Here is a 2922-nt window from a genome sequence, read left to right on the forward strand (position 1 = left end):
AGATTGAAACCAGGACCGGGATCGATACGCGTATCGGTAAGGTTACGAAAGCCGGAAGTCGCCAGTGAAACCACCCGCAGCACTGCCCGTCCAAGCCTCAGGGCCCGCGGGACACCAAGCGACGCATGACGGAGTCACGCAAGCGTAGTGCCTCGCCACAGGAATCCTGGTTGGTTGGGGCCTGCAGTGGAGCTCGCTGGCAAGGCGGACCGACGAAGACTGCGGTTAATTTCGATGCGGTGCAGCGCATATTCGAGGAGGTCCCAACGCCGCCAGCGGGCGCCAGGGCTGGGGCCAAACGATCAGGATTCCTGTGGCGAGGCACTAGGTCCCAGGGTTCATCAGGTATCGCCTATATCCGCATGGGCATGACAACGCCCACGAAGCCGCCTTCGTTGGCTGGCCGCACTACCCCCGGATCCAGTTGACCCCCAAACTCCAGCACCACCTCGTCGTCGCTGAGCGCGCCCAAGACGTCGAGAAGATAGCGAGCGTTGAAGCCGATGTTGACAGCCTCTCCGGCATAGCCGACCTCGATCTCCTCGCTGCCTTCACCGACCTCGGGGTTTTCGCTGGTAACCTGGACCTGGCCGGGCTCGATGTTGAAACGCACCGCACCGCTCTTGTCGCTGGCCATCAGACTCACTCGTCTGAGCGCTTCGGTCAGTACCACACGCGCCACCGTGAGCCTGCTCGGACTCGCCTGGGGAATGACCTTCGAATAGGGTGGGAACTGCTCGTCCGCAAGCTTGATGCTGAGCTCTACCCCATCACGGCGGAAAAAAACGCTGCCGCCCGCCAGAGCGATACCAACGTCCGACGCGGCGGCTTCGCCGCCCTTGCGATCCACTGGAGCATCGTCGATCAAGCGCCGGAGCTCGGTGACTCCCTTCGCGGGAACGAGCATGCTGAACTGCAACGGGTCTTCGCGCTCGAGCGTGGTCTCTGCCTTGGACAAGCGGTGACCGTCGGTCGTTACCATCCGCACGGATTTGCCTTCCCCCTCGAACAACGTCCCGGCGAGATGGGGACGGGTATCATCACTGGACATCGAGTAGTGAGTTAGCGTAATGAGCCGGTCCAACGTGTCCGTGTCGATATCCACGAAGCTCGCATCACCGGGGGTCGGGAGCGACGGGAAATCCCCTCCAGGCATGCCGGGAATCCGGTAACGTACCTTCGCAGCGCGTATTTCCATGGCGTTGTTCTCGTCCACGGAAAGATGCACCTCGCTCTCAGGCAGGTTCTTGACGATGTCGAAGAGCGTTCGCGCGGAGACGGCACACGTGCCGTCCCGCTGGATTTCGGCCGCCGTGCTGGTCGTGACGGCAAGGTACAGGTCGGTGGCAGCCAGCGTCAGGATGGTGGGTTCCCGAGCAGATACCAAGATGTTGGACAGAATCGGCATCGAGCTCTTACGATCGGCGACCGAATGGGTTCGAGTCAGGTTTCGAAGCAGATCCTTCTTGCGAATGCTGAGCTTCATGGTCTTCGGGCAGCTGGGTTGAGTGAGCTGTGGTTAGATCTTGATCTATCTTTTAAAGATCCACTCTTCGTAATAAGCGCTGTGAATTGTGGACCAAGGACCCTAACGTCCCGAGATCTGGAGCAAGGGCGGCCGCACGTGGATGGGCATGAACGAGTGGAAGGCATGTGGAAGCACGATTTCCTTAGGTTGTGCACAGTGTGATCCCCAGCGTTTTCACCCACATAGCCACAGGTTCGGCCTGGTATAGATGGCAGCACAGGGCCGCGCAAGCGTCGTGATGGCGAGAGGCTAACCGGCTCCACGATTTCGAGGGCCGTCGCCAACGGCAGCCGGTCGGTAATGCGGTTGCGGGTCGGTAATGCGGTTGCGGGTCGGTAATGCGGTTGCGGGTCGGTAATGCGGTTGCGGGTCGGTAATGCGGTTGCCAGGGGCTAGCCTCGACGTTAGCCTCCGTGCCCCGGCAGCGGGAGATGCGGTCATGGGCTTGAACCTGGACGCTGTGGGCAAGAGGACCCTTGAGTTCGCGCGACGCTACGACTGGAAGGACGTCGTGTTGTATGCGCTTGGTGTGGGCGCCAGCAGCGAGGAGCTCGGCTACCTGTACGAAGCTCGCGGTCCCATGGTGCTCCCGACCTACGCTGTGGTGCCCGCATACGCTGCACAGGCCGCGCTGCTGCAGGCCATCGGAGGAAATTACCTTGGCGTGGTCCACTCCGCGCAGACGGTGAGACTACACCGGCCGTTCGCGCCCAGCGCCACCCTGCGTACGACAGGTGTCGTCGACGGTATCTACGACCTGAAGCGCATGGCTCAGGTGGTGATCTCGACGCGGACGCTGGACCAGGACGGGGTAGTGATTTGCGAGACGAGCTGCTCGATGATCTATCGCCTCGATGGGGGCTTCGGCGGCCCGCCCCCACCCAGGCCTGCGCGTTTTCGCCCGCCCGCGCGCGAGCCCGACTTTGTCTGCGAGGATCGCACAACGCCTGAGCAGGCTGTGCTGTATCGGCTCAGCGGCGACTTGAACCCGCTGCACATCGATCCCGATACGGCGGAGCAGGCCGGCTTTGGACGGCCGATCCTCCATGGCTTGTGCACTTACGGCTTCGTGGGTCGTGCGCTGCTGCGGAAAGCGGCGGGCGGCGATCCCGCTCGCTTCAAGACGCTGTCGGGCCAGTTCCGCAGACCTGTGTGGCCGGGAGAGACGCTGGTTACGCAAGGGTGGCACGATGAGGGAAAGTGGTTGCTGCGGGCCTACACGCTGGAGCGGCCAAAAGAGTACGTATTTGGCAACGCTTACGCAGAGCTCAGCTAGTGCCTCGCCACAGGAATCCTGATCGTTTGGCCCCAGCCCTGGCGCCCGCTGGCGGCGTTGGGACCTCCTCGAATATGCGCTGCACCGCATCGAAATGAACCGCAGTCTTCGTCGGTCC

2 protein-coding genes are annotated in these 2922 nt (G+C 62.2%); one reads left to right on the forward strand and one right to left on the reverse strand.

Annotated features, from left to right (window positions below):
* Positions 1–352 precede the first annotated feature (352 nt).
* Positions 353–1486 carry a DNA polymerase III subunit beta gene (gene dnaN, locus MJD61_02600; GenBank protein MCG8554169.1) on the reverse strand — a complete coding sequence of 378 codons (1134 nt, stop codon included), beginning with the start codon at positions 1484–1486 and terminating at the stop codon, positions 353–355.
* 481 nt (positions 1487–1967) lie between these two features.
* On the opposite strand from dnaN, the gene MJD61_02605 reads away from it, so the two are divergent.
* Complete coding sequence (locus MJD61_02605) at positions 1968–2804, forward strand: MaoC family dehydratase N-terminal domain-containing protein (GenBank protein MCG8554170.1); 837 nt, start codon at positions 1968–1970, stop codon at positions 2802–2804.
* The last annotated feature ends 118 nt before the right edge of the window (positions 2805–2922 follow it).

The sequence above is a fragment of the Pseudomonadota bacterium genome, assembly GCA_022361155.1.
GTDB lineage: Bacteria > Myxococcota_A > Polyangia > Polyangiales > JAKSBK01 > JAKSBK01.

Excerpts from the sequence above, each read along its gene's own strand:
- dnaN (MCG8554169.1), bottom strand. The coding sequence starts at position 1,486 with ATGAAGCTCAGCATTCGCAAGAAGGATCTGCTTCGAAACCTGACTCGA.
- MJD61_02605 (MCG8554170.1), top strand. The coding sequence starts at position 1,968 with ATGGGCTTGAACCTGGACGCTGTGGGCAAGAGGACCCTTGAGTTCGCG.